This window comes from uncultured Microbulbifer sp. (genome assembly GCF_947489355.1).
Classification (GTDB): Bacteria; Pseudomonadota; Gammaproteobacteria; order Pseudomonadales; family Cellvibrionaceae; genus Microbulbifer.
Map to the genome: position 1 here is coordinate 54,030 of NZ_CANLDD010000016.1, position 25,241 is coordinate 79,270.

The window sequence follows — 25,241 nt, forward strand, 5'->3', positions numbered from 1 at the left end:
CCCGCCTCTGCCGCGGGCACGGTAAACTTACCGACCCGACCCCAAAGCAACAGTGCCATCCATGACACCGCTGAACACACTAATAACGCTTCTCTCCACGCTACTGCTCTGTGCCGCTACCCTGCTGTTTGCAGAGGAAGTACAGGAGTTTGCCACCGATGACGAGCGCAACACCATGCAGGTGTTCAATTTCGCCAGCCCCTCGGTGGTGTATGTCACCAATGAAACCCTGGTGCGCGATCGCAGAACCCTGCGGCTGCACACAGTGCCCAAAGGCGCCGGCAGCGGCTTTATCTGGGATGAACACGGTCACGTGGTCACCAATTTCCATGTGATCGAGGGTGCGCGCAAGGTGACCATCACCCTGCAGGACCGCAGCGAATGGCCGGCAAAACTGGTGGGATCAGCGCCGGAAAAAGACCTGGCCGTACTGGAGATCGAGGCCCCCAGAGCACTGTTGAAACCACTGGTGGTAGGCACGTCCAGCAACCTGTCGGTGGGGCGCAAGGTACTCGCCATCGGCAATCCCTTTGGCCTCGATACCACCCTGACAACCGGTGTGGTCAGCGCCCTGGGGCGCGAAATTGAGGCGGCCAACAACCGCACCATCCGCAACGTGATTCAGACCGACGCCGCCATCAATCCGGGAAATTCCGGCGGCCCGCTGCTGGATTCCCTCGGCCGTCTGATCGGTGTCAACACCGCCATCTACAGCCCCAGTGGCACCAGCGTGGGTATCGGCTTCGCCATTCCGGTAGATACGGTCAAGAAAATTGTACCGGAACTGATCAAACACGGCCGCCTGGTACGCCCGATTCTCGGCATTGAGTCCGCGCCCGACCAATGGCGCAACCGCTACGGATTCGAGGGTGTGGCGATATTGCGAACAGCGCCGGGGATGCCTGCGGAAAAAGCGGGCCTGCGCGGTATCCACCGCACTCGCCAGGGCGGCTGGCAACTGGGGGATGTGATAGTGGAAGTGGAGCGTCAAGCCATTCGCAGTTACGACGACCTGCTCAACGCACTGGAAAAACACCGCGCCGGGGATGAGGTCACCCTGGGTATCATGCGCGATGGGATTATACGCTACACCGCCATTACACTCGCCGCGCCCCAGTAACGGCACACACAGCCTGTGCGCAGGAAATTCCCATTGGCGAATCGTTTCACAAGGAACAACCACCCCCAAGAGTCGGACATTTATGCAGAAATACTTCCTGTGCCGCTACGATACATTGAGCGAAGGGCAATCCAGGGGCTTCTCTCTCGGCGACAATACCACCGGCACTGACAATGTGTTCGCGGTGATGAAAGGAGGTGAGATTTATGTTTACAGCAATACCTGCCCGCACAGAGGCATTAATCTCGACTGGCAGGAAGACCAGTTTCTCGATCCAGACGGCGCACTGATCCAGTGTGCGTCCCACGGCGCCCTGTTCCTGATTGAAACCGGTGAGTGCATTGCCGGCCCCTGTAGCGGCGATGCACTGACCCCCATACCGGTCGAGTATGCCCAGGACGGGCTCTATGTCCTGCTGCCGGAGTAAGGCAGCCCCGAGAGGCACTCAGGCAAACGGCAGCCTCTCCGCCAAAACTATCTCCTCGGCACTCAGTCGCGCCTTGTAGGCGAGTACTTGCACCCCTGTCGACACTGCACTATGGAAGGCCTCTGCATAGCCCGGATCAATTTCCCGCGCGACCTCCACACTGTCAATGCCATTGTGCTGCACGCAATAGAAAAGCACCGCGCGCACGCCGCTACCGGCCAGCTTCTGTAACTCGCGCAAGTGCTTGGCGCCCCGGGCGCTGACTGCATCGGGAAAGAAACCCCGGCGCGCCTCCGCCAGGGTGACATTTTTCACCTCGACATAACAATCGCCGTCACAGCCGGACAAGAGAAAATCAATCCGGCTGTTCTCCTCGCCGTAGCGCACCTCTCTGCGCAGGGACTCGTAGCCTTGCAGTTCGCTGACGATGCCGGCGCGAATAGCCTCTTCCACCAGCGCGTTGGCGCGTGCTGTATTCACCCCAGCCAGTGCCCCCTCTGGCGTGGTGCTGATCTCCAGCGTATGGCGATACTTGCGCTTGGGGTTGCCGGAATCCGAGTACCAGCAGACGCCCCCCTCAATCCAGCAATTCTTCATGGAGCCGGTATTTGGGCAGTGAATGGTGAAAACCTCTCCCTCCGGTGACGCTACATCGGCAAGGAAACGCTTGTAGCGACGCAACAGGGTTGCCTCTTGTAGCGGGGGGGTAAACTTCACGGGCCAAGCCTTTTGGTACTTTTGAACGCCGCAAAATAGCAGACAACTATTTGTAGCGCGAATCGCGCAGATTTGATAGCTTCCACGCTCCCGGTCACCGAGGGGTATCGGCAACCGGGGCAAGGATTAGCCTGCCACCACAACCGTTTTGGCTGGTGATAAAAGCATCACCCAACAGGTTTCCGGTCTAGGCTAGATTGAATTTGGTGGTATCGCCCCCATTATCGGGGGCCCGTATAGAAAGAGAGGCACCGACTATGCCCAAAACTGCTGCGAGCGCCGATTCTCTGCACGGCTTTGAGCCCTACCACGAGGTCAAGGGCGAGGAGTACATGAATGAGAAGCAGCAGGCGCATTTTCGCAACTTGCTGTTGGCCTGGAAGGCCGAACTCATGGCGGAAGTGGACCGCACCGTTTCCCATATGAAAGATGAGGCTGCCAACTTTCCCGATCCCGCCGACCGTGCCAGTCAGGAGGAGGAATTCAGCCTCGAGCTTCGTACCCGCGACCGCGAACGCAAGCTGATCAAGAAAATCGATGCCACCCTGGAGTTGATCGATCAGGAGGACTACGGCTATTGCGAAGCCTGCGGGGTTGAGATTGGTATCCGCCGCCTGGAGGCACGCCCCACCGCCACCTTATGCGTGGACTGCAAAACCCTGGCGGAAATCAAGGAACGGCAGATTTCCGGCTGATTTCCAACCGGTAACAGCCCAAAGCGCCCGAGGTAGCCCGGCGCGAAAGGGCCGTCTGTGGGACCACCGCCAATCACCTTGGAAAGTGCTAAGCCCTATATTGGCCGTTTTGCGCCCTCACCCAGCGGCCCCCTGCATTTCGGGTCGCTGGTGTGCGCACTCGGCAGCTTCCTCGATGCCAGAGCCCACGGCGGTCACTGGCTGCTGCGTATGGAGGACCTGGACCCCCCGCGCGAAGCCCCAGGCGCAGCGGCGCGCATTCTGAGCGCCCTGGAGGCCCACGGCTTGCATTGGCACGGTACTGTTAAATGGCAAAGTAAACGCACCCCACTCTATGAGGATACCCTGCAGCAGTTGCGCAAACAGGGTCTGTTGTACCCCTGCTACTGCTCGCGCAACCGGATTCGCCAGAGCGGCGGGCACAACAACAGCCGCTGCCGCACCGTAAATCCCGGCAAGGGCACCTGTGCCCTGCGCCTGGTCTGTGCCGGCGGCGAGGAGCATTTTTTGGATATCTGGCACGGGGAGCAGCGCCAGTACATCCGAGACGATACCCTCCTCAAACGCCGCGACGGCCTCTACGCCTATCAATTGGCCGTGGTGGTTGACGATATCTCTCTGGGCATCACCCATGTGGTACGCGGTGCGGACCTCCTCGACACCACCGGCGCGCAGATACGCCTGTTCGGGGCACTCTCCGCTGCGCCACCAGTATTCGGACACCTGCCCCTGGTGATGGGGCCGGGAGGCCGGCAAAAACTGAGCAAACAAAATCGCGCCCCGGCTGTCGATAACGCCAATGCAGCTGGCAATCTCTGTACCGCGCTGGCATTTCTCGGCTTTCATGTGCCCGCGTCCCTGGCGCAGGAGATGCCGGAAACAATTCTCAACTGGGCCGCAACCCACTGGCAGCGCCACCAGGTCGATAGGCACAACCGGCAATTGCACTGAATTGCGTTGACAATTACCCTTTTTATGCCAGTCATGCTCGGCCCCAGGCAACAGCCGGTTTACCCCTGCGCACAACTACCTGGCCTGGCAACTGAATATTTTTACTGCAAAGCGGGTTTCCAAAGCGACTTATGAGCAACCGCACTCTGTTAATCCTGCTCGTGCTGGTGGGCTATGTGTTTTCCCCCACCATTTTTACCTGGATGATCAACCCCTTCGGAGCTTGGTACCGGCCCTTTATCCTCTGGTTTGTCCTAATCCTGCTGGCGATTTTTATCCAGTGGAGGCGCAAGTCGAATGAGCTTTGAGATAGCCCATATCGCTTTTGTGGGTGTCGCCTATATCGCCATCCTGTTCTTTGTCGCCTTCGCCGCGTCCAAGGGCTGGATGCCGTCGCGCTGGATGCGCCACCCTGTGGTATACGTGCTCTCCCTGGGGGTCTCCCTATCCGCCTGGACCTTCTACGGCATTGTCGATTTAGCCTGGCAATACGGCTACGGCGTGCTGGCCTACTACCTGGGCACCGGCGCCATGTTCCTGTTCGCCCCGGTGGCCCTGGAACCCCTGGCGCGACTGGCCCAACGTTACCAGCTGTACTCTCCCGCGGACCTGCTGGTATTTCGCTACCACAGTCGCCAGGCGGGCATCCTCACCACACTGTTTATGCTGTTGGCTCTGATGCCCCTGGTGGCCCTGCAGATCCAGGCGGTGTCGGAAACCCTGGCACTGCTGTCCCATGACAGCGCTACCGTACTGGCACTGCCGGACAGCGACGTGTCCAGCAAAAACCTGATCGCCTTCCTTTACTGTGTATTACTCGCAGTGTTCACCAGTATGTACGGTGCCACCCGCGAGCGCGGTGAGGGGCTGGCCAGTGCCATGGCACTGGAATCCCTGGTTAAGCTGGTTGCCCTTACCTCCGTTGGGGGCTATGCGGTGTTCGGTGTATTCGGCGGCTTCTCCGGCCTCGACCAGTGGTTGCTGGAAAACAGTGATATGCAGCAGCGGCTCTACACCCCCATCGAACAAGGCTCCTCGCACACGCTGCTGCTGGTATTTATTGCCACGGCTGTGGCCATGCCGCACATCTTCTATCTGAGTGTCGCCGAGCGCCCAACAAGGCAGGCTCTGCGCACTGCCAGCTGGGGCTTCCCGCTGTTTTTGCTGCTGATGGCACTGCCGATCTTCCCAATCATGTGGGCGGGCTTTGCCCTGGGCGTGGCCGAGCCCGTACAGTATTTCTCCCTGGCGGTACCCCGCACCAGCGGCTCCGCACTGCTCACCGCGCTCGCGTTTATCGGCGGTCTTTCCGCCGCCACCGGCGCACTGATCATGATCACCCTGGCACTCTCCACCATGGTGATGAACCACTGGCTGCTGCCGGGCACCCGCTGGCATTCCGAAGACAATATGTACCGGCAACTGGTGTGGCTGCGCCGCACCCTGATTGCCGCGTTATTCGTTGCCGGCTTTGCTTTTTACCTGCTGCTGAACAATCGATTGTCCCTGTCGGATCTGGCCCTGCTGGCGTTTATCGGTTCCCTGCAGTTCCTGCCGGGTATCTTTGCGGTTATCCACTGGCCGAGGGGCAATCGCCGCGGGTTTATTGGCGGTCTGCTCGCGGGCATGCTGATTTGGGGCTGCGGCCTGATGCTGCCGTCGATCCTCGACCTGAATGGTATCACCCTGCCCGGCACGTCAATACGAATGCCTCTGGGGATGTCTATATGGACCCAGATCACCACCCTGTCACTGGGTGCCAACATACTGCTGTTCGTCTGCCTGTCACTGTTTACCCGCACCGGCAGCCTGGAGCAGTACGCCGCCGACCTGTGCAGCGATGACACCATCGCCCAGGCCCTGCGCCTGGGGCTGGACGTGGAGTCCGCCACGGACTTCCGCCTGCGCCTGGCGGAAAGCCTGGGCGCAGCCACCGCCAGCCTGGAGGTCAAACGCGCCCTCAACCAACTCAACCTGCCGGACGATGAGCGGCGTCCCTACGCCCTGCGCCAGTTGCGCAATCGGCTGGAAGCGAACCTCTCAGGGCTGCTCGGGCGGGTGCTGGCCGGGCAGATTATCGACCGCCACTTCCCCTTCAAAAACAGTGATCAACCGGCCAATAAGGATATTCACCTGATCGAGACGCGCCTGGGGCGCTACAAACACCAACTCACCGGACTCGCTGCAGAACTCAACAATCTGCGCCTGTACCACCGCCAGATGCTCGAAGAATTGCCCATGGCTGCCTGCTCACTCGGTCGCGACGGCGAGATATTGCTGTGGAACTACGCCATGCAGGATCTCACCGGCATCACCGCCAGCGGAGTGGTCGGCTCCAAACTGGATTACCTGACCGAACCCTGGCGCGGTCTGTTGACAGAGTTCGCCCAGTCCGCCAATGCCAGTCGCTTCAAGCAGCAGGTCAACCTGGGAGGCATCAGCCACTGGCTCAATCTGCACAAGACCCGGCAGAAGCGCGACCGCAACAACCGCACCCACAACGAGCGCGGTGATGCCCAGATGCTGTTGTTGGAAGATATTACCGAGACACAGGTTCTGGAGCAGGAGCTGATGCACAGCGAACGCCTCGCCTCGGTCGGCCGTCTTGCCGCGGGTGTCGCCCACGAGGTGGGCAATCCGGTCACCGGTATCGCCTGCCTGGCACAGAATCTCCAGTTCGACTGCGACAATCCGGAGGTCCTGGAGACCGCCGACCAGATTCTCAGCCAGACCCAGCGCATCAGCCGTATTGTGCACTCACTGGTCAACTTCTCCCACAGCGGTAGCCAGGAGAGTGAACGGGCACCGGTGGATCTGTACGCCTGTGTGCAGGAGGCGGTACAGCTGTTGTCGCTGCAGCGGGACAAGACTGAGGTACGCTTCGATAACACAGTGCCAGAAGACCTGATTGCTCCCGGCGACAACCAGCGCCTAATCCAGGTATTTATCAACCTGCTCAGCAACGCGCGTGACGCCAGCCCCGACGGAGGCCATATCCGCATTGAAGGCCATATCTGCAAGGGTAGCGCCTGTGTTTCGGTTACCGATGACGGCCCGGGGATCTCCCCAAAGCACCGGGAGCGCATCCTCGAGCCCTTCTTCACCACCAAGGAGCCCGGAGAGGGCACCGGGCTGGGATTGGCGATGGTGTACAGCATTATCGAGGAACATGGTGGACAGTTGGAACTGGTCAGTCCGGCCAACAAGGAAAGTGGACGCGGTGCAAAATTTATCGTGCAGCTACCGCTGGCTGGGTAAGGAAGGAGGCTCAAAACGATTAAATTTTGTGCAAATATAGCTCGATTCTCAGTTTTTGAGTTGCATAGAAACGGCGCACAGGTAAAACTAGGCGCTTGCTGAGTATTTTGTAACCAGGCGTAACACATGAGCCACATCCTGATCGTCGAAGATGAAGCCATTATTCGAACGGCGCTGCGCAAGCTTCTGGAGCGGCACCGCTACAAGGTCAGTGAGGCGGGTTCCGTTCGCGAAGCACTCAGTAAGTATCGCCTGAACACGGTGGACCTGATCATCTCGGACCTGCGCCTCCCCGGTGCACCCGGCACCGATTTACTCAAACCCGCCGGCGATATCCCCGTGCTGATCATGACCAGCTACGCCAGCCTCAGGTCCGCCGTGGACTCGATGCGTATGGGGGCTGCGGACTACATCGCCAAGCCCTTCGATCACGATGAGATGATCACCACCATACGCCGGGTAGTCGGCAAAGCTGAGCAGAGCCGCATCCAGGCCCCGGCGGAGAAAGAGAGTACCGGCTCCATCGCCGGAATGATCGGTAACAGCCGGATAATGCGCGAGCTGTATGGCCGCATCCACAAAGTGGCACCTACCGATGCCACAGTACTGGTACACGGTGAAACGGGTACCGGTAAGGAGCTGGTTGCCCGCGCCATCCACGAGGAGAGTCACCGTGTCGGCAAACCACTGATATCGGTGAACTGTGCCGCCATCCCCGAGACCCTGATCGAATCGGAACTGTTCGGTTATGAAAAAGGCGCTTTTACCGGGGCACAGAGCGCCCGCGAAGGGCTGGTAGCTGCCGCAGATGGCGGCACCTTATTCCTCGATGAAATCGGCGAACTCCCCCTGGAGGCCCAGGCGCGCCTGCTGCGAGTGATTCAGGAGGGCGAAGTGCGCCCCATCGGCGCGATTGAATCGCGCAAGGTGAATGTGCGACTGGTAGCTGCCACGCACCGCAACCTGCGCCAGCTGGCGGCAGAACGCAAATTTCGTGAAGATCTCTACTATCGCATCAACGTGGTACAGATGACCCTCGCCCCCCTGCGGGAGCGCGGTCGGGACATTCTGGCACTGGCTGAGCACCTGCTGGAAAAATTTTGCAAAAAAATAGAGCGCCCGCTCCTGCGCCTGTCCCCTGAGGCCATCCAGGCGGTCACCACTTACGCCTGGCCCGGCAATGTGCGGGAACTGGAGAACGCGATCCAGCGCGCGGTGATCCTCACCGACAGCAGCAGTGAAGAAATCGATCATAAAATTCTGGATATTGATCTCGACCTGGTACCCGTGGAAGAGGCCAGAAGCTCAACGCGTCCTCGCAGCTTGCATACAGACCCCCGCGAGGACCTGTCCCTGGAAGATTATTTCGCCCGCTTTGTTATCGAGCACCAGGACACCATGAGCGAAACCGAACTGGCCAAGAAATTGGGTGTCAGCCGCAAGTGCCTGTGGGAGCGGCGGCAAAAACTGGGGATTCCACGCAAGAGGACCCGCCGTAGCACCGTCGCCGAGGCCTGACCTCCCCCATCTTCTTCGGGGTTTCCTGTCTTCTCCCCGCCCGGCAGCGTCCGTACCCACCCCTACTGCCGCAGCCAACCCAAGGCTGATCGGGGCAAGTGTTACCCAACCCATCCACAAGTAACAATTGCCGCACCTTCCGTAACGCAACAAGCCAGAGAAAAGTTCCGTGAAAATATGTAAAGATTATAACTTATTGATTTTTATAATATTTTTAAAGTTGGCACATAAAGTGCTTTATTCTTGATACAAAAATTAAAAACGGCCAACAATAAAAATAAATGACCGTTGTAAGCCCTAAAATGACTCACAATAAGCGGGCAAAAGAGAATAATAATAATGGGGCGGTCGACAATAAGAGCAATGAGAGACCAAAACCGAAAAAACAACAATAAACAATAAGAATAAGTCCCAATCAAGAATAACAAAAAGCGCGTTGCAAACTGACTGAATTGTACCTGGGATAGGGTGTTTGCTTGACTGCAAATTGAGAGCGCAAGGAAGCCGCTACCTTCATACAGAAAATAAGAGTGATTCTCATTCGGTCGGGCAGTCACCAGTTGTTCCGAGGGTGTTCTGCCAACCGCATTTCTCACAAGAAGCGTTTTCCTCCACCTCCCTTCTATCAGCGGCTTTCCTTTAGGTACACAGTTATTCCTGTAATACCAAGCGACGTGAGCAGACTTTCATGGGGCCTTTCAAACCATGTCTCAGATCTCTTACCATTTACACGATAGTCTCGCCCGCAGAGCAGACATGTGAAGTCTTCACCGCTATGGTACCCGGGGGTAGCGAGCCCCTTCTTCATTTAACGATCCCGGTTACACCCGGCTTGAGCTGAATGCCTGCTGTTTTATCTTGCAACGACATTGCGCTGCCCGTAGGGTCAAGTTTGGATAAAAAAGAGCAATTCATAAAAGGCCTGGCAACCCCATACACAAACGCCTGGTGTGCCAGGGAAAATTATCCCGCTGGCTATGGAAGGATTCCCGGATTCTCCAACCTGTAATAATTCTTATTTTCATTATCAAAACACCCGACATCCGCAGATTGCGGGCGCATTGTATGGGGTATGTTAGAATCGCGCCCACACATCCAGCTCGCTGGAGACAGGCGTCACTTTAGTGCCTTAATTTGTACTTCAACTCTGGCCAGCCCGGGGCTGTAGAAGCAGCAGTATCCCCACCCCTCTGGGTCCCAGGGTGGAAAAGCATGGGCACAGAGCCTGCCCCCACTGCCGTGTGGCCAAAGCGCAGCAGGGTTTTTCCGGTCATCCACGAATGGCAGCAGTCGAGACAGACAGCCGTATGCTCAACAATTTGATTACTCGTATTCAGCGCTGGCGCAAGCCGGCCAAGCAAGGCCCCAGGGTCATCGCCCGCAACAACCACAATATCTCCCGGCAAAACATCAGCCGCGCAGCACTGACGGTTATGAAACGCCTGCAGGACGCGGGTTACCAAGCCTTTATTGTCGGCGGCGGGGTGCGTGACCTGATGCTCGACGGCCACCCCAAGGACTTTGATATCGCCACAGATGCCACCCCAGAGCAGGCCAAGGTACTGTTTCGGGGTGCACGTATTGTGGGGCGGCGTTTCCGTATCCTGCACGCCCGTATCGGTCGCGAAGTCATAGAAGTGACCACTTTCCGCGGTCACCACACTGACGGTGGAGAGCACAACGCCAGGCAATCGGAGCACGGGATGCTGCTGCGAGACAATGTGTACGGAGATTTGGAAAGCGATGCAAAGCGCCGGGACTTTACCGTCAATGCCCTCTACTACACCACGAACGGCTTCGCCATTCACGATTACACCGGTGGTGTAAAGGATATAGACAGGCGCCTGATCCGCATGATTGGCACACCGGTTACGCGCTATAAGGAAGACCCGGTGCGTATGCTGCGCGCGGTGCGCTTCGCCGCCAAACTGGATTTCACCATAGAAAATAAAACCGAGGCCCCCTTAAGGGAGTTGGCGCCCCTATTGCGCAATATCGCCCCCGCCCGCCTCTTCGACGAAATGCTCAAGCTGCTGATGAGCGGCCAGGGTGAAAGCACCTTTGAATTATTGCGACGTTACGAATTGTGGCAGCATCTGTTCCCCGACAATGCCGTCCAGATCGAGCAGAGCGCGACAGCCCTGGCGCTGACCCGGCAAGCCCTGCGCAATACTGACCAGCGCATTCGCTCGGACATGCGGGTCACCCCTGCGTTCCTGTATGCAGCCCTGCTCTGGCCGGCGGTGAACGCGGAACAGCAGAAGCTGGTGGAGAAGGGAATTCCACCGGTACCGGCGCTGATCCAGGCCGCACAAAAGATCACAAGTGCCCAGTTGGCACACACCGCGATCCCGAAACGCTTCTCTATCCCCATGCGCGAAATCTGGGACCTGCAATACCGCCTGCCCCAGCGTGGTGGCAGTCGTGCCCAACGCCTGGCGGAACACCCCCGATTTCGCGCTGCCTACGACTTCCTGTTGCTGCGCGAAGAGTGCGGCGAGATTGAGGCTGGACTTGGCCAGTGGTGGACCCAGTTCCAACAGGCCGATGAAGAGCAGCGCGAGCAAATGGTACGCAAGCTACAGCGCAACGGCGGCGGCCATCAGCGCGGCCGCAGCTCCCGTGGTGGACGCCACCGCAAACCCCGGACAAGCGGGTAATGGACACAGCCTATATTGGGCTCGGCAGCAATCTGGCGCAGCCGCAAAAACAACTGCGCAATGCCCTGGTGGCAATGGGGGAAATCCCGCAAAGCCAACTGCTGCGCTGCTCCGGTTTCTATCGCAGCGCGCCCCTTGGCCCAAGCGCGCAACCGGACTACATCAATGCGGTAACAGAGCTGCACACAGAACTCTGTCCGCTTTCCCTGCTCGAGCAACTGCAGGCCATTGAGGCGGCACACGGGCGCGAGCGATCCGTGCGCTGGGGCGCCCGCACCCTGGATCTGGATATACTGCTGTTCGGCCCAAAACAAATAGACAGCCTGCGCCTGCAGGTGCCGCACCCACGCATGTTCGAACGCAACTTTGTACTGGTGCCGTTAGCCGAGCTGACACCCAATTTGCGACTGCCCTCAGGGGAGACATTGGCACAGCTGCTGCAGAATTGCCCACACAACCGCCTGGAGAAAATCTGATCGACCACCTCAGCCCCTGAAAAGTACTCGACTGAGCGCCCCACTTGATAGTACTTTTGCGCCTGAAACCCATCGGGAAGACGCCCCAGCCATAGGAATTGTATACGTGGTTATCGACAACAGCGACACTCCGAGTGAGTTCAGCCTGTCGGGCAAGCCATTGCCCAAGTTTATCGCCGTGGAAGGCAATATCGGCGTGGGTAAAACCACGCTTGCGAAGAAGCTGGCCGCCACTTTCAATTACGACACCCTGCTGGAGCGGGCGGAGGAAAACCCTTTTTTGGCACGTTTTTACCGCGATTCCAGAGGCGCGGCCCTACCGACCCAGCTGCACTTTCTCCTGCAGCGCTCCCAGCAAATCCAGGCATTGCGCCAGAACGACCTCTTCGAACCGGTACGCGTAGCGGATTTCCTGATTGAAAAAGACCAGTTGTTCGCCCAGGTGACCCTGGATAAAAATGAACTCGCGCTCTACCAGCAGGTATTCCAGCATCTCACCTTGGAAGCACCCAGGCCGGACCTGGTTATCTACCTGCAAGCACCTCTGGATGTGCTGCAAACCCGGATCCGCAACCGCGGCATCCCCGCCGAGCGCGTCATCAGCAACGAGTATCTGGCCACCCTCAACGAAGCCTATACCCGGTTTTTCCACCACTACGACAGTGCACCCCTGCTTATCGTCAACAGTGAGGAAATCGATTTTGTCAATCATCCAGAAGATTACCGCCAACTAGTCGAGTACATGCTCACTGTCAGCAACGGCCGACACTATTACAATCCGGGAAGTTAATGCTTATGTATACATCCTTTGAACTAGAACGGCTCGTCACTGCTCAAACCCTGTGCAAAAAAAAGGAGAAGGGAGAGAAGTTTACTGTCGTTGCGCTCTATGACGCACCTATGGCCACCATGGCCCAAAGGAGTGGTGTCGAGGCGGTACTGGTGGGGGACTCCCTCGGGATGACCGTACTCGGTTATGACAGCACTGTACCGGTTACCATGGAACAGATGATCTACCATGTGGAAGCGGTGGCACGGGGCAACAGGAAGTCCCTGATTATGGGTGACATGCCGTTTATGACCTACGCCACGCCAGAGCAGGCCATCGCCAACGCCACCCGCATCATGCAGGCTGGCGCCCATATGGTAAAGATTGAGGGCGGCGCCTGGCTTACCGAAACCGTGAAGATGCTCACTGATCGCGGTATTCCGGTTTGTGCCCACCTGGGGCTAACCCCACAGTCTGTCCACAAACTGGGGGGTTACCGGGTACAGGGGCGCGATGCAGAACACGCCAAACAGATCCTGGATGATGCGATCCAACTGGATCAGGCCGGCGCCGACCTATTGGTACTCGAGTGTGTTCCCGCAACCCTGGCCAAAAGCATCACCGAATCGGTTGCCATGCCCACCATCGGTATCGGTGCCGGGCGCAACACCGACGCCCAGGTGCTGGTCATCAACGATATTCTCGGCCTCACCGAGCAACCCCCAAAGTTCTCCAAAAACTTTCTGGTGGAAGCCGAGGATATTCCCGGTGCACTGCGCAAATACGCGGAAGACGTCAAACTCGGAATCTTCCCCGGCGATTCGCATATTTTCAAATGAGCTTGCCGTTGGCCTCCCCCGGAATCCCACAGCATTTGGCCACCTGCCATCCTACCGGTACTGAAGACTCCGGCCAGTTTCCTCTTCTGGGGTGAGATATTTTTGGAATCCTTGTTGAAACACGGGGCTCAGACGGCTGGCAATAGCTTGCCGAAGCGGAAAGGGCTACGCGCTATCTGTGGGGTCATGATCAGTGCCCTCTCGCAGCAAATGGTTACAATTTTTACCTGCAACAGTGCGACAGACACCCGCGTACAAGAATTGCTATAGCCACTTTTTCCAGCGAAAAAAGGCTATTTGCCCCGCAAAGGCCACCATCAGAAAAATACAGAAGACGATAAAGCCACTGGCGGACTCCTCCCAGGGGATACCGCCGACATTAACGCCGAACAAACTGGTCAAAAATCCCAAAGGCAGGAATACAGCGGCGACTATCGACAATACGTACATGCGGCTGTTGAGCTGGTCGGAATTGCGGCTCAGGAGTTCCTCCTGGGCAATAGCGGCGCGCTCTCGCACGGTATCAATATCATCGATATTCCGCTGCAGGCGCTCGTTGACATCACCCAATAATGCATGACTCTCCTTGTCGAACCAGGGTACAGACTCTTGCTGCATGCGCGACAGGACCTCTCTTTGCAGGCACAGATAGCGGCGCAGTGCAATTGTCCTCTTACGAAACTGCACCAGATTCACTCCCAGGCCCCCCATCCCTCTCTCCAGAAGCCGGTCCTCCAAGTCATCCACTCCCTCTTCAAACTCCTCAACCCGGTCACTCATGCGCAGTACGAGTAAATCCGCAAGGGAAACCACCAGCGCGGCGGTACCCTGGGGACCGCAGCCACTCTCCAAACGGGCTATCAGGTCCTCCTCTGCCAGCAGGCGCCGTTTGCCGATACTGATGACACGATTTTCCTCGACCCACACACGGATCGAGACCCGGTCCTCCCGACGTGACTTGTGCTTTGGGTCCACCCCACACAGGGCCAGGAAGAGCCCGTCACCCACTGCAAGAGTGCGAGGTCGTATCGGCCGCGCCAGCAGAGCTTCCACCACGATTGGCGCCAGCCCGCTGGCAGTGCTTATCCACTGTACGACCGCTTCCTCAGCGTGATCAAAGTGGAGCCACATCACTCCCTGGCCAGGATGCCAACCCTCCACCTCAAGCCAGGTCATTTCCCGCCCTGAGCCCTTTCGATCCAGCAGCGTTGCATGAATATACTCAGGTTGCACGGATATGCGCTTCCTTTTGCAATTCCTCCCCGGAACTGCACGCATCCCAGGGGGAGTGTTTAATCGCTTTGCACCAGCCCATTTGGCCGCGCTGCTGCAAACTGTTACGCCGGATGGGCTACCCAATCATACTCAGGTGCGCCACCTCAGCCGCAGGTTGCTCCCGGTTCTGCTCGTCGAAAGACTCTCCCCGCATGTCCCGCAGGCATTCATCCAGGCAGCGCGTATTGAGACTGTAGCCATCCAGATTTGAATGCGGAATGTAAAAAGATTTCACCCTGCGGTGACAACAGAAATAGTGTTTTGCTACGCCGATATTAAAAGTGTAACCACTGCGGGCCGCATCCCGGCATATCAGCTCAATATTCTGTGTAGGCACAATCAGGTGCAGGTAAGCGCACTTTTTGCCCATGGAGTAGTGACAGGCCTGGGCTCACCGTCTTTGTGCCTGTGTAATCCACGAAAACGCTCGGCGCCGCAGTGGTAACCACCTTGTAGTTTGGTTGTTATCTCACGCACCGGCAGATTTATCCAGACCAAACAAGGGACGCGCACTCAAAAGGGAGAACAGCGAGAGAGCCAACAACAGATGGAACCAGTTGGTGCGCGCCAGGCCCAGTAGTTGTGTGGCACCGGTGCCGACAAACAGTCCGTTAACGGCCACCAGCACAGCGCCACCACCCAGCACAAAAGCCTGTGTACGGCTCAGTCGGCGTGGTGAAACCCATTCCAGTAACGCCACCAGCAGCCACAACAGCAGACCCAGCGTCGAGTACAGATCGACTACCGAACGGGGCGCCATCAGGCCGCTTTCCCCGAGACCGATCGATGATGCGAGGACCACTGCCACCACCGCATAGGCTGGCGCGCGCTTGTCCGTACCCCAGCGCAAACCCAGACGCACCCAAAACAGGCCGATGCCAATTAGCAGGAGAACGGCGAAGCCGGAAAGGCGAGTGAGTGCCCGGTGCAGTTCAGTCACGCCGGGGTCTATACCGTAGCGGTAGGCGCCCGCAATCGCAGCAAGGGCCATAAGGACAAGAGCAACAACCATCATCAGGGCCGCCGACTGAAAGTGCGCGCGGGTCAAATACCAATACTGATTGGCAATCAACAGGGCAGTGAGACCGAGCATCAGGTCCAGAAGCCAAAGATTGTGCACGGTTACCCTCTCCTTTTCGCCCAAATTCTAGCTGAAAATCCGTGGGAACAGACAATGACCCGGCCCTTTCATCCGCAAAAAAAGCCATAAAAAAACCCGGCGCGAGGCCGGGTTTTTTTCAGCTTTGCAGGCTCACAGTTTGTCGGTTCCCTGTCCCGCCGTCTCTGCCGCGGCTGTCTGCTCGGCTTTGGCTTCCTTGATGGACAGCTTAATACGTCCGCGCTGGTCAACATCAAGCACCTTCACAAACACTTTCTGGCCCTCGCTCAGATAGTCGGTGACCGCATTCACACGCTCATCGGCAATCTGTGAGATGTGTACCAGGCCGTCTTTACCCGGAAGGAAGTTAACGAAAGCACCAAAATCCACGATACGCACCACAGTGCCCTCGTAGATAGTCCCGATCTCGGCTTCCGCAGTGATTTCCTCAATGCGGGTCACTGCGGTTTCCAGGCTCTCACCATCTTCCCCGAAGACCTTGATAGTGCCATCATCTTCGATATCGATAGAGGCACCGGTCTCTTCGGTGATGGAACGGATAGTCGCACCGCCTTTGCCAATCACATCGCGAATTTTGTCCGGCTGGATTTTCAGGGTTGCATAGCGCGGCGCATTCTCATTCACGCTGGCGCGGGAGGATTCAATCACCCGGTTCATTTCCGCAAGGATGTGCAGGCGCGCCTGCAAGGCTTGTTCCAGGGCGGTTTCCATAATCTCTTCGGTGATCCCTTCGATTTTGATATCCATTTGCAGCGCGGTTACACCGGAGGCGGTACCGGCCACTTTGAAGTCCATATCACCCAAATGGTCCTCGTCGCCGAGGATATCGGTCAGCACCGCATAGCCTTCATCTTCCTTCACCAGGCCCATGGCAATACCGGCCACCGGCGCCTTCAGGGGCACACCCGCATCCATCAGCGCCAAACTGGAACCGCAAACGGAAGCCATGGAACTGGAACCGTTGGATTCAGTGATTTCGGAAACGACACGCAAGGTATACGGGAATTTCTCCGGATCGGGCAACACAGCCGCAATACCGCGACGGGCCAGGCGGCCGTGACCGATTTCACGGCGACCGGTAGCGCCAACACGACCCGTCTCACCGACAGAGTAGGGCGGGAAGTTATAGTGCAGCATAAAGTAGTCTTTGCGCTCACCCTCCAAAGCATCAATGATCTGTGCATCACGGGTAGCACCGAGGGTTGCAACGACCAGGGCCTGGGTTTCACCACGGGTGAACAGTGCCGAACCATGGCCTTTCGGCAACACACCAATCTCAACGCTAATCGGGCGTACTGTCTTGGTGTCGCGACCGTCAATACGCGGCTCGCCGCGCACTACTGCACCACGGACAATTTTCTTTTCCAGCTTGCCAAAGTCGCTCTTTATAGCGCCGGCATCGACCTCTTCAAAGGTCAGAGTCTCTGCCGCTTCACTGCGCAGTTCGGCCAGGCGGGCGGTGCGCTGTTGCTTGTCGGTGATGCGGTAAGCTTCCGCTACCTTATCGCCAAACTGGCCTTCCAGAGCGGCTTTCAGTGCGGTGTTTTCCGCTTCTGGCTGCCAGTCCCAGGTGGGCTTCCCGGCTTCCGCCTTCAGCTCTTCACAGACCTTGATAATGGCCTGCATTTCCTGGTGCGCGTACAGCACCGCACCCAACATGATATCTTCCGGCAGCTCTTTAGCCTCAGATTCCACCATCAGTACAGCGTCTTTGGTACCTGCTACCACCATATCCAGTTCGGAGGTTTTCAGGGCACTGTAGCTCGGATTCAGCAAGTAACCATTCTGCTGGGTGTAGCCAACACGCGCAGCACCGATCGGGCCGGCGAAGGGGATACCGGATACTGACAGTGCTGCGGAAGTACCGATCATACCGGCGATATCCGGGTCCACATCCTTCTCTGCGGACAGGACCGTGAGCATCACCTGGACTTCATTCATAAAGCCCTTGGGGAACAGCGGGCGAATCGGGCGATCAATCAAGCGGGAGGTCAGGGTTTCTTTTTCAGACGGGCGACCTTCGCGCTTGAAGAAACCACCGGGAATCTTGCCGGCCGCATAGGCTTTTTCCTGGTAATGCACGGACAACGGGAAAAAGCCCTGATCAGGCTTGGCTTCTTTGGCACCAACAACGGTACACAAAACAACGGTTTCACCCATGGTCACCAGGGCTGCGCCGGTGGCTTGGCGCGCGATACGGCCAGTCTCGATGGTGACCTGATGCTGTCCGTACTGGAAGGTTTTGCTTACTGGATTCACTAGTTCTTTCCTATTTCCTTACGGTTACTGGCCCATTCCAGTAACCCCTACAATAGTTGCCCGAGCGGAGGTTCAAGCCCCTTGCCCGGGATGGTACGCGGGCGTACCGCCACCGGCCAGGGTGACCGGTGCTGGCGCCGCACCCCAGCTCGGCAATCTCCGAGGGGCTGTGCAGCGCGACTTCTGAAAAGCGACAAGGCGCCACTTTTCAGTAAGCATGAAAAAGAATGCCCGCCAGAGGCGGGCATTCCAGGGTCTTAGCGACGCAGGCCGAGTTTGGCAATCAGCTGTGCGTAACGGTTCAGATCCTTGCGCTTGAGGTAATCCAGCAGCTTGCGGCGCTGATTTACCATGCGGATCAGCCCCCGGCGGGAGTGGTGATCCTGCTTGTGCGCAGAGAAGTGACCCTGCAGTTTGTTGATATTGGCTGTCAGCAGAGCTACCTGGACTTCCGGGGAACCGGTGTCGCCTTCGGATTGGCCGTGCTCATTCAGAATGGCTGCTTTTTCAGTGGCAGTCAGTGCCATAACGCATTACCTCATCGTAATATGCTTTAAAAGATTCGGCTGGCCCGTGCATATTTACAGACCAGCTAATCGCTATTGCGGGCAAACCCGCGCGGACACTTTCACTCACAGCGCCATCCCGGCTTTCACCAATAGAGCAGCCGTCACTCAAGTGCCAGTTACCAGACGCCGCGGAGCTACGCACCCGTCGTCGGTAACCTCTCCCACGCCCAGAAAATCACCGCTTTCCAGGAAGAGGCGCACCATATCACCTTCTGCACCGACACGATAGACCTGTAAATCCATTACCGGCTGTCCCTGACGCACATAGTAGCCGGAGTCATCCGGCAGGGTGAGTTTCGGCAGAGAAGAGGCAGGGGAGTCCACCGATAACAGGTGGTAGTCCAGCACTTCCGCCCTGCCTTCGCCACGCTCCTCGGCAAGCGCATCGAGCGTGATTGCGCCGGCCTCGTCATAGGCGCCGGCCCCGCTGCGGTGCAGTGCCGCCACATAGGCACCGACGCCCAGGGCGTGGCCCAGGTCTTCGGCAATACTGCGAATATAGGTGCCCTTGGAACAGTGCACCTCCACTTTGGCGCAGGGCTGGCTGCCGGGCGTAAATCCCAGCAACTCAAATTCAAAAATCTCCACTTCGCGCGCCTCTCGTTCCACCTCAATCCCCTGGCGCGCCAACCTGTACAGAGGCTGACCCTTGTGTTTGAGGGCAGAGAACATGGAAGGGATCTGCTTGATAAGACCGCGGAACCCTTCCATAGCCTTGAGCACATCCTGCTCAGTGAGATCCGAGGCATCCCTGGTTTCCAGCACATCGCCATCGGCATCGCCACTGGTAGTGGTCATGCCGAAGCAAAAAGTGCTGCGATAGCGCTTGTCGGCATTGAGCAGGTACTGGGAAAACTTGGTGGCTTCACCGAAACAGATCGGCAGCACACCAGTTGCCATTGGATCCAGTGCGCCGGTGTGCCCCGCGCGGTTGGCAAAAAAAAGGCGTTTGGCTTTTTGTAGGGCATCGTTGGCAGTAATACCAGTGGGCTTGTTCAATAACAGCACACCGTGCACCGGCCGGCCCCATTTTGGTCTGCGGCCCATGGATCAATCTTCCTTAGAGTCGCTGTTGTCTTGGTGCTCGCGATCAGAACTCACCGCCTTGTCAATCAGTGCCGAGAGTGCCTGGCCTCGCATGGAGGTTTCATCGTAGTGGAATTGCAGGCGTGGAATAGCCCGCATCTGGATCGAGTGTGCCAGCAGTCTGCGCAGGAAACCCGCAGCCTTGTTCAGCACCTCCATCGAAGTGTTGATTTGGCTGCGGTCATCCTCGCCCACAAATGTGACAAATACCTTGGCAACGGTCAGGTCGCGACTGACTTCCACATCGTTGATATTAACCATACCCAGGCGCGGGTCACGCACTTCCTTTTGAATCAGTTGTGCCAACTCGCGACGCATGGCATCAGCGACGCGATCAGCACGATGAAATTCTCTTGCCATTTTTTACCTATAGCAGATGGCAGTTCAAAGACAGGAAAACCCGCACGGCAGCAGCCGGGCGGGTTTCACTGTGATTCGAGCCGCAAGTCTTACAGTTCGCGGGCAACCTTGACGATATCGTAGACTTCGATCTGGTCACCGGATTTCACGTCGTTGTAGTCCTTCACCCCGATACCACACTCCATACCATTTCGCACTTCCTGGACATCGTCCTTGAAACGGCGCAGGGATTCCAGTTCGCCCTGGTAAATTACAACATTGTCTCGCAGAACACGGATCGGCTTGTTGCGGTATACGGTACCCTCGGTAACCATACAGCCGGCAATGGCGCCAAACTTCGGAGAGCGGAATACGTCGCGCACCTGGGCAATACCCACGATATCCTCACGAATTTCCGGCTCCAGCATGCCGGACAGAGCCTGCTTCACTTCGTCGAGCAGGTTGTAGATGACGCTGTAGTAACGAATCTCCACAGCCTCGGTTTCGGCGACCTTACGCGCAGAAACATCGGCACGGGTATTGAAGCCCAGTACGATAGCGCCGGCGGTCAGGGCCAGGTTGATATCGTTTTCAGCGATACCACCAACACCACTGGATACCACGTTAACGGAAACTTCTTCGTTGCCGATATCCGCCAGAGCACTCAGGATCGCTTCCAGAGAGCCGCGCACGTCGGCTTTGATGACAACTGGCAGCACTTTGCGCTCGCCGGCTTCCATGTCGGCAAACATGTTTTCCAGTTTGGCTGCCTGCTGACGCTGCATACGCTCACGGCGCTCTTTGTGCGCGCGTTGTTCGGCCACTTCGCGGGCCTTGCGTTCGTCCGCCACCACCAGGAATTCGTCCCCGGCATTCGGAGTTGAGTCCAGGCCCAGCAACTCCACCGGCGTGGAGGGGCCGGCTTCCTTCACCTGCTTGCCGTGCTCATTGGTCATGGCGCGCACGCGCCCGTAACTCTGGCCTGCCAGAATAATATCGCCGCGCTTCAGCTCGCCGTTTTGCACCAGCAAGGTAGCAACCACACCGCGGCCTTTTTCCAGGCGGGATTCCACCACCACACCGGTGGCCGGCACCTTGATCCTGGCTTTCAACTCCAGAATCTCCGCTTGCAGGGAAACGGCCTCCAACAAATCGTCAATGCCCTGGCCCGTGTGCGCGGAGACATTGATAAACTGGGTATCACCGCCCCAGTCTTCTGGAATGACGTCTTTCGCCGCCAGCTCGTTCTTAACGCGATCAGGGTCCGCGCCTTCCTTATCGCACTTGTTGATCGCCACAACCAGCGGCACACCGGCAGCGCGGGCGTGATTAACAGCCTCTTCAGTCTGCGGCATGACACCGTCATCGGCGGCAACCACCAGGATCACCACATCGGTGGCCTGGGCGCCGCGGGCGCGCATGGCGGTAAAGGCGGCGTGTCCGGGAGTATCCAGGAAAGCGATCTCGCCCTGGCTGGTTTTCACACGGTAAGCACCGATGTGTTGGGTAATACCACCGGCTTCACCGGAGGCCACTTTGGTTTTGCGAATGTAGTCCAGCAGGGACGTTTTACCGTGGTCTACGTGTCCCATTACAGTAACAACCGGAGCACGGGAAACATCGTCACCCTCTTGTGACTGGGATTCAGCTACCAGACGTTCTTCCAGTTCGCTCTCGGAGCGCATGACCACTGAATGCCCCATTTCCTCGGCAAGCAGCTGTGCGGTTTCGCGATCCAGGCTCTGGTTGATGGTGGCCATTTCACCCATCTTCATCAGGCGCTTGATCAACTCGCCGGCCTTCACATTCATCTGTTTGGCCAGTTCACCTACGGTGATGATTTCGCCCAGTTGTACTTCGTATACCTGCTTCACCGTGGGCCTTTTAAAACCGTGAGTCGGTTTAATCTTCAGGGTGGGTCGGGAAAGGGAGCGCGTACTGCGCTTCTCTGCTTCATTCTCTTCAAACACTTCCAGCGCCTGATCGAACAGAGCGGTCTTGCTGGATTTTTTCGGGCCGGACTTGGAACGGCGGCCGCGACGCTTGCGCGGTTGCTCCTCAGTGCGATCACCGTCGCCCGGTGGCGCGGCCTCCAGCTTGCGGCGCAAGGAAGGTTTAACCTCTTCAGTTTTCTCGGATTTGGCAGCTTTGGCCTTGGTGGAGGCTTCCACTTTCTTTTGTGCAGTGCGCTGCCGCTCAGCCTCTACTTTCGCTTTTTTCTCATCGAGCTCAAGCTTATCCTGCTTGGCCTGCTGCTTGCGGCGCTCCATTGCAGCGATACGCATCGCTTCGATATCATCCACATAGCTGGAGCGAATCGGTGCTGCGGGCTCCGCTTTTTTCTCCACACTTTGTGCCGTGTTATCCTCTGTGCCTTGCGAAATTTCCGGCTGCTCGGCGGCCTTGACTTCAGTTTCAGCTGCTTTGGCCTCCGCCTCGGCTTTCCGCTGTGCTTCCTCCGCAAGGCGGGCAGCTTCTGCTTCCGCCTCGACCCGCAGTCGCTCCTGCTCGATTGCCTGGGCTTCCAATTCTGCTGTGGCAGCACTGCCTTCGCTTGCTTCCGCAGCAAGATCGGCCTGGGGGCGCTTCACGTAGGTACGCTTCTTGCGCACTTCCACATTCACGGTCTTACGGCCGGTGCCAGAGCCGGTCTTCAGCGTCGTGGTAGTCTTGCGCTTCAGCGTGATCTTGCGCGGGCTGGCGCCCTGCTCCCCGTGACTGCTTTTCAGGAAGTTGAGCAGGACCTGCTTTTCCTCATCTGACACCACCGCGCTCGCAGAGGTGTGAGACAAACCCGCTTCCTTCATCTGCGTGAGCAGACGGTCTTCGGTGGCACCTACCGATTTGGCGAGTTCGCTAACTGTTACTTGGGCCATTCTCTCTCCTAAAAGTCACTTGGTCGGAGGGGGTTTACTTATTTGTCTGTCTTGTGCCTTCGCACCTAGGTTTGCTCACCGCTGTCATCGGCAAACCAGGGCTCACGCGCTTTCATAATCAGCGCCGCGGCGCGCTCCTGGTCGAGACCACCGATATCGAGCAGATCGTCCACTGCCTGCTCCGCCAGGTCTTCCATGGTGGCAATGCCGCGACTCGCCAGTTGGAACGCCAGGTGGCGTTCCATACCTTCCATCGTGAGCAGGTCTTCCTGGGGCTCAGAAGCGTCCAGTTTCTCCTCTGAGGCCAGTGCCTGGGTTAACAGGGAGTCCTTGGCACGGGCGCGCAGCTCTTCGGCGATGTCTTCGTCAAAGCCTTCGATCTCGAGCATTTCCTCAATCGGCACGTAGGCTACCTCCTCAAGAGAGGTGAAGCCTTCGTCGACTAACACCGTGGCCACATCTTCGTCGATATCCAGGCGGTCCATAAACACCTGCATGATGGAACTGGATTCTGCCTCCTGCTTGTTCTGCCACTCATCGGAACTCATGACATTGATCTGCCACTGGGTCAGTTCGGAGGCGAGACGCACATTCTGGCCGCTGCGGCCAATGGCCATGGCGAGGTTTTCCTCGGCCACCGCCACGTCCATGGCGCCGGTGTCTTCGTCGACAACAATGGATTCAATTTCTGCCGGTGCCATGGCGTTGATGACAAACTGGGCCGGGTTCTCATCCCACAGCACGATGTCCACCCGTTCACCGGACAGCTCATTGGATACCGCCTGTACACGCGCACCGCGCATACCCACACAGGCGCCCACCGGATCGATACGGCCATCATTGGTGGTTACTGCGATCTTGGCGCGCAGGCCCGGATCGCGGGCTGCGCCCTTAATCTCGATCACCTGTTCAGCGATTTCCGGCACTTCGATGCGAAACAGCTCGATAATCATCTCCGCGCAGGAGCGGCTCAGCATTAGCTGAGGACCGCGGGCTTCCGGCTGGATTTCCAGCAAAATGGCACGCACCCGATCCCCCAAACGGAAAATCTCACGGCCAACCAACTGGTCCCGGGGCAGGCGTGCCTCGGCGTTGTTGCCGAGATCCACGGCAATAAAGTCGCGCGTTACTTTTTTGACGGTACCGCTCACCATTTCGCCAACGCGGTCGCGATACTCATCCACAACCTTGGCGCGCTCGGCTTCGCGCACCTTCTGCACGATCACCTGTTTCGCGGTCTGTGCAGCGATGCGGCCGAATTCTACATTTTCCACCTGCTCGCGATAGAGGTCGCCAGCGCCCAGTTGCGGATCTTTCTCATGGGCTTCCTCCAGGGTGAACTGGGTACCCAGTTCGGCCAGGGTGTCATCACTCACAACTTCCCAGCTGCGGAAAGTCTCGTAGTCACCGGTAAGGCGGTCAATGATCACCTCTATGGTTGAATCTTCGTCGTAGCGTTTCTTCGTGGCCGTTGCCAGTGCCGCTTCGATGGCCTGGAATATAATCTCCTGGTCAACACCCTTCTCGTTGGATACCGCCTCGGCTACCAGCAAGATCTCTTTGTTCATGCAACTGTGCCTCAAATTCGCCTGCGTTTAGGCGCCTAACAGGTTACTTGGTAAATTGGGGAATAATATTTGCCTTTTCGATACTATCGATTGGCAACAGATACTCATTTTCACTGTCCACACGCAGCACCACTTCATCTCCCTCTATACCGGCCAACAGGCCGCGCCATTTGCGCTGGCCAGCCAGGGGCAGTCGCAGGCGGACCTCGATCTGGGCGCCGGCAAAACGCGCATACTGCCCCAGGGTATACAGGGGGCGGTCGAGTCCCGGCGAAGAGACCTCAAGCGTGTACCGGCTGCTGATGGGGTCTTCCACATCCAGCACCGCACTGGCCTGACGGCTCACTTTTTCGCAGTCTTCCACCGCAATGCCGTTTTCAGAGTCGATATAGATACGCAGCAGCGCATTTCGGCCGTGGGTCTGGTATTCAATGCCCCAAAGCTCGCACCCCAGCGATGCCACCACCGGCGCCAGAAGTTCTTCCAGCAATTCGCGTTTGCCCGCCATCCACGTCACCACATACAAAAAATGGGCCTGCGGCCCACTTCGAAATACCTCTGCAATTTTCTTTGCAGATACGAAAAAGCCCCTGACGGGGCTTTGACCGCACATTCGCGCAGTCAGTATACGCGAATGCAAATTTGGTAGCGGGGGCAGGATTTGAACCTACGACCTTCGGGTTATGAGCCCGACGAGCTACCAGGCTGCTCCACCCCGC

General features: G+C 57.6%; 23 protein-coding genes. 11 read left to right on the forward strand and 12 right to left on the reverse strand.

Features of this window, described 5'->3' with window-relative positions; all coding sequences use genetic code 11:
* The first annotated feature begins 61 nt into the window (after positions 1–61).
* Complete coding sequence (locus Q1A48_RS09150; RefSeq protein WP_299943810.1) at positions 62–1,120, forward strand: trypsin-like peptidase domain-containing protein; 1,059 nt, start codon at positions 62–64, stop codon at positions 1,118–1,120.
* Positions 1,121–1,202: 82 nt separating this feature from the next.
* Positions 1,203–1,547 carry a Rieske (2Fe-2S) protein gene (locus Q1A48_RS09155; RefSeq protein WP_299943813.1) on the forward strand — a complete coding sequence of 115 codons (345 nt, stop codon included), beginning with the start codon at positions 1,203–1,205 and terminating at the stop codon, positions 1,545–1,547.
* 18 nt (positions 1,548–1,565) lie between these two features.
* Here Q1A48_RS09155 and sfsA read toward each other — a convergent pair whose 3' ends face one another.
* Positions 1,566–2,264 carry a DNA/RNA nuclease SfsA gene (gene sfsA, locus Q1A48_RS09160; RefSeq protein WP_299943815.1) on the reverse strand — a complete coding sequence of 233 codons (699 nt, stop codon included), beginning with the start codon at positions 2,262–2,264 and terminating at the stop codon, positions 1,566–1,568.
* Between the two features lie 257 nt (positions 2,265–2,521).
* Here sfsA and dksA point away from each other — a divergent pair, with 257 nt between their 5' ends.
* From dksA to Q1A48_RS09185, 5 genes are all read left to right on the forward strand, one after another.
* Complete coding sequence (gene dksA, locus Q1A48_RS09165; RefSeq protein ID WP_299943818.1) at positions 2,522–2,959, forward strand: RNA polymerase-binding protein DksA; 438 nt, start codon at positions 2,522–2,524, stop codon at positions 2,957–2,959.
* A gap of 57 nt (positions 2,960–3,016) precedes the next feature.
* A complete protein-coding gene (gene gluQRS, locus Q1A48_RS09170; protein WP_299943821.1) occupies positions 3,017–3,910 on the forward strand; it encodes a tRNA glutamyl-Q(34) synthetase GluQRS in 894 nt (297 codons plus the stop codon).
* A 131-nt stretch (positions 3,911–4,041) separates the two neighbouring features.
* Entirely contained in the window at positions 4,042–4,218 is a 177-nt protein-coding gene (locus Q1A48_RS09175) for a hypothetical protein (protein WP_299943824.1), read from the forward strand.
* Entirely contained in the window at positions 4,208–7,168 is a 2,961-nt protein-coding gene (locus Q1A48_RS09180) for an ATP-binding protein (protein WP_299943827.1), read from the forward strand. The genes Q1A48_RS09175 and Q1A48_RS09180 overlap by 11 nt, the downstream gene beginning before the upstream one ends.
* A 126-nt stretch (positions 7,169–7,294) precedes the next feature.
* Positions 7,295–8,686 carry a sigma-54 dependent transcriptional regulator gene (locus Q1A48_RS09185; protein ID WP_299943830.1) on the forward strand — a complete coding sequence of 464 codons (1,392 nt, stop codon included), beginning with the start codon at positions 7,295–7,297 and terminating at the stop codon, positions 8,684–8,686.
* A gap of 203 nt (positions 8,687–8,889) precedes the next feature.
* On the opposite strand, the gene Q1A48_RS09190 is transcribed toward Q1A48_RS09185, so the two are convergent.
* On the reverse strand, positions 8,890–9,282 hold the full coding sequence (locus Q1A48_RS09190; protein WP_299943833.1) for a hypothetical protein: 393 nt from the start codon (positions 9,280–9,282) through the stop codon (positions 8,890–8,892).
* 711 nt (positions 9,283–9,993) lie between these two features.
* On the opposite strand from Q1A48_RS09190, the gene pcnB reads away from it, so the two are divergent.
* From pcnB to panB, 4 genes are all read left to right on the forward strand, one after another.
* Positions 9,994–11,346, forward strand: a complete 1,353-nt coding sequence (pcnB, locus tag Q1A48_RS09195) for a polynucleotide adenylyltransferase PcnB (RefSeq protein ID WP_299943872.1) — start codon at positions 9,994–9,996, stop codon at positions 11,344–11,346.
* Complete coding sequence (gene folK / locus Q1A48_RS09200) at positions 11,346–11,822, forward strand: 2-amino-4-hydroxy-6-hydroxymethyldihydropteridine diphosphokinase (RefSeq protein WP_299943836.1); 477 nt, start codon at positions 11,346–11,348, stop codon at positions 11,820–11,822. Before pcnB ends, folK begins: the two co-directional genes overlap by 1 nt.
* Before the next feature lie 106 nt (positions 11,823–11,928).
* The gene (locus Q1A48_RS09205) at positions 11,929–12,612 is read left to right on the forward strand and encodes a deoxynucleoside kinase (protein ID WP_299943839.1); all 684 of its coding nucleotides are present in this window, start codon (positions 11,929–11,931) and stop codon (positions 12,610–12,612) included.
* 5 nt (positions 12,613–12,617) lie between these two features.
* Entirely contained in the window at positions 12,618–13,430 is an 813-nt protein-coding gene (gene panB / locus Q1A48_RS09210) for a 3-methyl-2-oxobutanoate hydroxymethyltransferase (protein ID WP_299943842.1), read from the forward strand.
* A gap of 264 nt (positions 13,431–13,694) precedes the next feature.
* Here the strand turns inward: panB and Q1A48_RS09215 are convergent, their stop codons facing one another.
* From Q1A48_RS09215 to rimP, 10 genes are all read right to left on the reverse strand, one after another.
* Entirely contained in the window at positions 13,695–14,663 is a 969-nt protein-coding gene (locus tag Q1A48_RS09215) for a zinc transporter ZntB (protein WP_299943845.1), read from the reverse strand.
* Between the two features lie 118 nt (positions 14,664–14,781).
* A complete protein-coding gene (locus Q1A48_RS09220) occupies positions 14,782–15,075 on the reverse strand; it encodes a GFA family protein (RefSeq protein ID WP_299943848.1) in 294 nt (97 codons plus the stop codon).
* Positions 15,076–15,174: 99 nt separating this feature from the next.
* Positions 15,175–15,825 (reverse strand): hypothetical protein, encoded by a 651-nt coding sequence (locus Q1A48_RS09225; protein WP_299943850.1) that lies wholly within the window; start codon positions 15,823–15,825, stop codon positions 15,175–15,177.
* A gap of 132 nt (positions 15,826–15,957) precedes the next feature.
* Positions 15,958–18,084 carry a polyribonucleotide nucleotidyltransferase gene (pnp, locus tag Q1A48_RS09230; protein WP_299943853.1) on the reverse strand — a complete coding sequence of 709 codons (2,127 nt, stop codon included), beginning with the start codon at positions 18,082–18,084 and terminating at the stop codon, positions 15,958–15,960.
* 257 nt (positions 18,085–18,341) lie between these two features.
* On the reverse strand, positions 18,342–18,611 hold the full coding sequence (gene rpsO / locus Q1A48_RS09235) for a 30S ribosomal protein S15 (RefSeq protein ID WP_299943856.1): 270 nt from the start codon (positions 18,609–18,611) through the stop codon (positions 18,342–18,344).
* Between the two features lie 147 nt (positions 18,612–18,758).
* Complete coding sequence (gene truB, locus Q1A48_RS09240) at positions 18,759–19,700, reverse strand: tRNA pseudouridine(55) synthase TruB (protein ID WP_299943859.1); 942 nt, start codon at positions 19,698–19,700, stop codon at positions 18,759–18,761.
* Positions 19,701–19,703: 3 nt separating this feature from the next.
* On the reverse strand, positions 19,704–20,099 hold the full coding sequence (gene rbfA / locus Q1A48_RS09245) for a 30S ribosome-binding factor RbfA (protein ID WP_299943862.1): 396 nt from the start codon (positions 20,097–20,099) through the stop codon (positions 19,704–19,706).
* Between the two features lie 89 nt (positions 20,100–20,188).
* A complete protein-coding gene (gene infB, locus Q1A48_RS09250) occupies positions 20,189–22,954 on the reverse strand; it encodes a translation initiation factor IF-2 (RefSeq protein WP_299943864.1) in 2,766 nt (921 codons plus the stop codon).
* A 65-nt stretch (positions 22,955–23,019) separates the two neighbouring features.
* Positions 23,020–24,522, reverse strand: coding sequence for a transcription termination factor NusA (nusA, locus tag Q1A48_RS09255; protein ID WP_299943867.1), 1,503 nt, complete (start codon positions 24,520–24,522; stop codon positions 23,020–23,022).
* 43 nt (positions 24,523–24,565) lie between these two features.
* Positions 24,566–25,030 carry a ribosome maturation factor RimP gene (gene rimP, locus Q1A48_RS09260; RefSeq protein ID WP_299943869.1) on the reverse strand — a complete coding sequence of 155 codons (465 nt, stop codon included), beginning with the start codon at positions 25,028–25,030 and terminating at the stop codon, positions 24,566–24,568.
* Positions 25,031–25,241: the final 211 nt, after the last annotated feature.